General features: G+C 68.5%; 5 protein-coding genes. All 5 read right to left on the minus strand.

Translation table 11 applies throughout. The features are described from left to right. Positions 1–185: 185 nt before the first annotated feature. The 5 genes from E4O86_RS22020 to E4O86_RS22040 all read right to left on the minus strand — a co-directional run bounded on the left by E4O86_RS22020 (position 186) and on the right by E4O86_RS22040 (position 5,697). A complete protein-coding gene (locus E4O86_RS22020) occupies positions 186–1,199 on the minus strand; it encodes a formate dehydrogenase subunit gamma (protein WP_246206553.1) in 1,014 nt (337 codons plus the stop codon). Between the two features lie 45 nt (positions 1,200–1,244). Then, complete coding sequence (gene fdh3B, locus E4O86_RS22025; RefSeq protein WP_161142696.1) at positions 1,245–1,841, minus strand: formate dehydrogenase FDH3 subunit beta; 597 nt, start codon at positions 1,839–1,841, stop codon at positions 1,245–1,247. Positions 1,842–1,855: 14 nt separating this feature from the next. After that, positions 1,856–4,795, minus strand: coding sequence for a formate dehydrogenase subunit alpha (locus E4O86_RS22030; RefSeq protein ID WP_161142697.1), 2,940 nt, complete (start codon positions 4,793–4,795; stop codon positions 1,856–1,858). A gap of 7 nt (positions 4,796–4,802) precedes the next feature. Continuing rightward, positions 4,803–5,012, minus strand: a complete 210-nt coding sequence (locus tag E4O86_RS22035; protein WP_161142698.1) for a formate dehydrogenase — start codon at positions 5,010–5,012, stop codon at positions 4,803–4,805. Positions 5,013–5,073: 61 nt separating this feature from the next. Then, positions 5,074–5,697, minus strand: coding sequence for a TorD/DmsD family molecular chaperone (locus E4O86_RS22040; protein WP_343039217.1), 624 nt, complete (start codon positions 5,695–5,697; stop codon positions 5,074–5,076). Positions 5,698–5,995: the final 298 nt, after the last annotated feature.

A 5,995-nucleotide genomic window follows, 5' to 3' on the forward strand; every position in this document is an offset into this window, starting at 1 on the left:
GAGCCGGCGCCGCTGGGCTCGGCTGCGCTGCCGGCGGCTGCGCGGCCGGTGGGGTCTGCGCGAGGGCCGTCGACGAAAGCAGCGCGACCAGCGCGGAAAGAACCACATGCTTCATGATCTTCGACCTTTCTCGTCTCCCGCGCCCGGAACGGCCGGCGTCCGGCGCCGCCTGGCGCCGCCGGGCCTCACTCCGCCGGTGCCGGATGGGGCGCCCGCGCGCCGGTCACGCGCGCTTCCTGCTTTTCCACCCAGGCGCTGTGATGCGCGCGCGCCCAGTTGAGGTCGACCTCGCCGCGGCCCATCGCATCGTAGGCGCCCTCCATTCCGAGCGTGCCGATATAGATGTGGGCGATGATGACGGCGATGAGGACCATGCCGATCGTGGCGTGCACGTACTGCGCCCATTGCATCCCGTTTATGTCCGTGAAGGAGAACGGGAAGAGCATGAGCACGCCGCTCGCGGACATCGCGATCCCGCCGAGGATCACCGACCAGTAGATCAGCTTCTGTCCGGCGTTGAACCGGCCGGCGGGCGGATGCGTGCCGCGCAGGAAGCCGCCGCCCTCGCGCAGCCAGCGCCAGTCGTAGCGGTCGGGAATGTTGTCCTTGATCCAGACGACCAGCATGAAGAGCAGGCCGAGTATGAACACCCAGGACACGAAATTGTGCGCGAGCTTCGCCCAGGCGCTCCAGGTCGCGAACGCCTCCGGGCTCATCAGCGGCATCAGCAGGCGCTTGCCGAAGACGTAGTTGAGGCCGGTGATCGCGAGCACGATGAAGGCGGTCGCCGTCATCCAGTGGTTGAACCGCTCGAAGACGTTGAAGCGCAGGATCTTCACCCCGGCATAGCCTTCGGTCATCCGCATGCGCCCCTTCGCGAAATAGAAGAGCGCCAGGGCGGCGAGCATGCCGAGGATCAGGATGCCGCCGATCCAGGGCAGGGCGCCTTCCCGGAAGCCGCGATAGTCGCGGCCCTGCGGCTGCTCGAGGAGACCCGCCGCCGTGTTCGGAATGGTCACGCGCCCCTGGATCTTCTTCATCTCTTCGAGCAATTGCCGCTCGTTCACCGATTGCGCGGTGGGATTGCTGCCGGAGACGCCCTGCGCGCCGCTCGGCGGGGCGTAGGCGAAGAGCCCGGCACCCAGGACCAGGGCCGCCAGGAGCGGCAGGATGAGGCGCATGCGCTTGCTGAACGACATTTCTCCACCCCGTGCGTTCTTCTTGCGGCCTGAATGTCCGCGACGTCAGACCGTGATTCCCTCGCGATAGGCCGTCTGCCAGCCCCAGGCGCCGGAGCCGTAGCCGCGCTGGAGCACCCGCTGCTTGTAGATCGAGGCGATGATCTCGCCGTCGCCGGCGAGCAGCGACTTGGTCGAGCACATTTCCGCGCAGAGCGGCAGCTTGCCCTGGGCGAGCCGGTTCGCGCCGTACTTCTCGTATTCGGCGGCGCTGTTGTCCGGCTCGGGACCGCCGGAGCAATAGGTGCACTTGTCCATCTTCCCGCGCGAGCCGAAATTGCCGAGGCGCGGATATTGCGGCGCACCGAACGGGCAGGCGTAGAAGCAATAGCCGCAGCCGATGCAGAGGTCCTTGGAGTGCAGGACCACGGCGTCCGCGGTCGTGAAGAAGCAGTCGACCGGGCACACCGCCGCGCAGGGCGCATCCGTGCAGTGCATGCAGGCCATCGAGACCGAGCGCTCGCCGGGGCGGCCGTCATTGATGGTGACGACGCGCCGGCGGTTGATCCCCCACGGCACGTCGTGCTCGTTCTTGCAGGCGGTGACGCAGGCGTTGCATTCGATGCAGCGGTCGGCGTCGCAGAGGAATTTCATCCGAGCCATATCGTCGTCCCCCCTCACGCCGCCTGGATCTGGCAGAGCGTCACCTTCGCTTCCTGCATCCCGGTGACCGGATCGAACCCGTAGGTCGTGACCGTGTTCACGCTCTCGCCGAGCACGATCGGATCGGTCCCCGGCGGGTAGTGCGGGCGGAGATCCTCGCCCTGGTACCAGCCGGAGAAGTGGAAGGGCATCCACGCGACGCCCTTGCCGACCCGCTCCGTCACCAGCGCCTTCACGCGGGCCTTGGCGTCGTTCTCCGCGCCGAGCACCCAGACCCACTGGCCGTCCTTGATCCCGCGGGCGTCGGCATCGCCCGGGTTGATCTCGACGAACATGTCCTGCTGCAGCTCGGCCAGCCACCTGTTCGAGCGCGTCTCCTCGCCACCGCCCTCGTATTCGACCAGCCGGCCGGAGGAGAGGATGATCGGGAACTTGGAGGGGATGCCGTTGTCGACGGCGTTCTTCTGGACGGTGAAGCCCGCGTTCAGCAGCCGGAACTGCCGTTCGTCGGGGCGCGTCGGATAGGCGGCCACGAGTTCCGGCCGCGGCGAGTAGATCGGCTCGCGGTGGACCGGCACGGGATCGGGCAGGTTCCAAGCCACGCAGCGGGCCTTGCCGTTGCCGTAATGCATGGCGCCGTGCTCCATGCAGACGCGCTGGATGCCGCCCGACAGGTCGATCGACCAGCTCACCGCGTCGACCTTCTCGCCGCCGATCCGCTGGATGACGGCCATCTCCTCGGCCGTCAGGTCCTTGTCCCAGCCGAGCTTCTTCAGCACCGCCATGTTGAACTCGGGATAGCCGTCGGTGAGCTCCGAGCCTGCCGAGTAGGAATCCTCCGCGAGCAGCGTCTGGCCGTTGCGCTCGATGCCGAAGCGGGCCCGGAACGTGCCGCCGCCCTCCTTCACGTGGAGGTTCGTGTTGTAGAGGATCGGCGTGCCCGGATGGCGGATCTCCGGCTTGCCCCAGCACGGCCAGGGCAGGCCGTAATAGTCGCCGCCCACCTCCGGCGCGTCCTTCGGCGCGCGCAGCGTGACGAGATCGAACTTGTCCTGGTTGCGCATGTGCGCCTTGAGCCGCTCGGGCGACTGGCCGCAATAGCCCGTCGACCATCCGCCGCGGTTGATCTCGCGCAGGATGTCCTCCGGGTCGGGGCGGTTCTCCGTGACCTTGATGTTCTTGAACATCCCGTCCGCGAAGCCGAGCTTCTGCGCGAGCAGGTACATGACCTCGTAGTCGTCCTTCGATTCGAAGGCCGGCTCGACGATCTTCTCGCCCCATTGCAGCGAGCGGTTCGAGGCCGTCCGCGAGCCATCGGTCTCGAGCGAGGTGGCGATCGGCAGCAGGTAGGTGCCGTCGCGCCGTCCGCTGATCGCGGAGAAGGTCGTCGGATGGGGGTCGGCCACCACGAGAAGCTCGAGCTTCTCCATGCCCTTCACCATCTCCGGTATGCGGGTGACGGTGTTGCCGCCGTGGCCCATGACGAGCATGCCCTTGATGGGGCTGCGCTGGTCGATGTCCTCGTCGGGCGAGAGCACGCCGTCGAACCAGCGTGTCGAGGTGATGCCCGGCGTCTCCATGTTCTCCTTGCGGGTGCGCGCCTTGCGGCCGCCCTTCGCGGGAACCTCGTCGAACCGGCCCTGCAACCAGTCGTATTCGACTTCCCAGACGCGCGCCCAGTGCTTCCACGCCGCCTCGGTGATGCCGTAGTAGAGCGGCAGCGTCGTCACATCGAGCCCGAGGTCGGTCGCGCCCTGGACGTTGGTGTGGCCGCGGAAGATGTTGGCGCCGGTGCCGGGCGCGCCGACATTTCCGGTCGCCAGGCAGGCGATGCAGAAGGCGCGCACATTCGCCGTTCCGACCGTCTTCTGCGTCGCGCCCATGCACCAGATGATGGTCGCCGGCTTCTGCGTCGCGAACATCTCCGCCACGCGCTTCAGCTGGTCCGCCGGGACGCCGGTCACCTTTTGGACCTCGTCCGGGTTCCACTTGGCGACTTCCTTGCGCACCTCGTCCATGCCGTAGACGCGCTTGGCGATGAAGTCCTTGTCCTCCCAGCCGTTCTCGAACACGTGCCAGAGCATGCCCCAGACCAGGGCGATGTCGGTGCCCGGCCGGAACCGGACATATTCGGTCGCGTGCGCGGCGGTCCGCGTGAAGCGCGGATCCATCACGACCATGTTGGCGCGGTTGAGCTCCTTGCCGGACAGGATGTGCTGCATCGCGATCGGGTGCGCCTCGGCGGCGTTCGACCCGATGAAGACCATCGTCTTCGCGTTGCGGATGTCGTTGTAGGAATTGGTCTGCGCGCCGTAGCCCCAGGTGTTGGCGACGCCGGCGACCGTGGTCGAGTGGCAGATGCGGGCCTGGTGGTCGACCGAGTTCGTGCCCCAGAAGGCGCCGAACTTGCGCATCAGGTAGGCGCCCTCGTTGGTGAACTTCGCCGAGCCGAGGAGGTACATGGAATCGGCGCCCGCCTGCTCGCGGATCTGGAGCATCTTGTCGCCGATCTCGGTGATCGCCTGGTCCCAGGAGATCCGCTGCCATTCGCCGCCGGAAAGCTTCATCGGATATTTCAGCCGGCGGTCGCCGTGCACGATCTCGCGGATCGCCGCACCCTTCGCGCAGTGCGAGCCGCGGTTGATCGGGCTCGCGAAGCCCGGCTCCTGTCCGGTCCACACGCCGTTCTGGACCTCGGCTATCACCGTGCAGCCGACCGAGCAGTGCGTGCAGATGTTCTTCCGCATCTCGACCGGCACGTCGGGCTTCGGCGCTTCGACGGCGTCGGCCCTGCGGATCGTGCCGAGCTCGAGGCCGCCGACGGCGGCGAGGCCGCCGAGCGTCAGGCCGGAGCGGCGGAGGAAGGTGCGGCGGTCGATCGCCCGCGAGCCTGCCGTCGCGAACGCCTGGAGACCGGTGCGGCTCGCTTCGCCGCTCTTGCGCTTGGTCAGCATGGCGCCCTCACTTCTTCAGCGTTTCGTAGCCGTTGACGCGGTAGAAGGCCTTCACGTGATCGGTCTCCCGGTAGGAGGCCTTCGTCTCCTCCGGGCCGGGATCGTAGGCGAGAGCCTCGCCCGGCGCCGCGGCCGCCGCCGCGGCGACCGTGGACATTCCGCCGACCGCGCGCAGGAACGCGCGCCGTCCGATTCCCTTCCGCTGCTCGTCGCCCATCATCCACCTCCCTGCCGCGGCCCGCTCGGTCGGGCGGCGGCGCGTTCCATCCCGGCGGCGCTCACGAATCCATCGCGAACGCTTCCGCCTCGATTTCCATGTAGAGCGCGCCGAGGCGCCCGACCGCCCGGTAGAAGCGCGCCTTCCCGGCCGTCTCGAGATCCGCGAGGAAGCGCGGCGCCCAAAGCGCGAGATGGTTCAGGAAGAAGGCCCGCTCCTCCGCCGCGGTCGCGGGAAACGCGCCCGAGGCGAAGCCGCTCATGATCTCGAAGAGCGTCCCGACATGGTCCTCGGGATCGCGATGGCCCGCGGCGCGGGCGAGCCCGAGCCGGTCGAGGTCGCCGCGCAGACGCGCGAGCGGCCGCTCGTTCAGGAACCCGGTCAGGTAGTAGGAGGCGTAGGGCACGAGCTCGCCCCGCCCGACGCCGATGAAGAGGTCGAAATATTCGCGCTGGACCGCCGCCGCGCCGGTGCCGGCCGCGGCCTCGGCGAGCGCGATCTGGGCGAGGCCGAGCGGCGTCGGCGCACCCTGGAGCCCGGAAAGGCGCGCGAGCATGGCGGCGTCGGGCGCCCGGAGCAGCAGCGCGCCGAGAAGCGCGTAGAGCTGCGCGCGGGCCCGATCCGTATCGTCGGCGGTGCGGTTCGGCGCATCCGGCCCTGAAGACGACGTGATCCGTTCGGTCACGATGAGATCACTCCCTCAGCTCCCGCAGGGGCATCGGTACGGATGTGTCTCGAACACCGCTGGCACGGCATTCGGCATTTCCTCCCTGCCGCCTCTTCGTGCGGTCGGTTGCCGGCTCGCCGGTCACAACCATAGTACGCTGCGCATAGACGAGTTCAATAGGCCAATAGGCGGTATCGATGCGGAACGCGGGAGCCGCCGTGCCTCAGCGCGGCAGCGCGCCGCCGTGGCGCCGCCGCGGGGAGGCGGGTTCCGGCTGCCCCCCGAGCGGCGCGGCGTCGCCTTCCGCCGCGGCGGC

It is taken from the genome of Propylenella binzhouense, assembly GCF_009866965.1.
In the GTDB taxonomy this organism is placed as follows: Bacteria; Pseudomonadota; Alphaproteobacteria; order Rhizobiales; family Afifellaceae; genus Propylenella; species Propylenella binzhouense.